The following is a 248-nucleotide window of genomic DNA, read 5'->3' as shown; positions in this document are numbered from 1 at the left end:
CTCTCCGTATCGCCGCGCTCGGCTCCTGGTCCCGGCCCGTGTGCGACGTCGGCGTCCGACGGATTCTGGTCGACCGCGTACTCGCCCGTGTCGATCCGCTCCGCGGGCTCCGAGTAGTCGCGATCGCTCGGCGAGAAATCCGGGCGGACGACGCCGTCGTCGGGGACGTCGAGGTCTTCGTCCGGAGGCTCCTCGGTCGACCCCTCGTCCGCTTCCGCGTCGACGACCACGTCCTCGACGGGTCCGCC

Annotated in this window: 1 pseudogene; it reads right to left on the bottom strand. The window is 71.8% G+C overall.

The features are described from left to right. Positions 1-248: pseudogene (locus EXE44_RS19210) on the bottom strand (hypothetical protein); the annotation flags it as partial.

This window comes from Halorubrum sp. SS7, from assembly GCF_005435055.1.
In the GTDB taxonomy this organism is placed as follows: domain Archaea; phylum Halobacteriota; class Halobacteria; order Halobacteriales; family Haloferacaceae; genus Halorubrum; species Halorubrum salinarum.
Note: the sequence above shows the minus strand (reverse complement) of the source record. Positions and strands in the feature narration are given on the sequence as shown.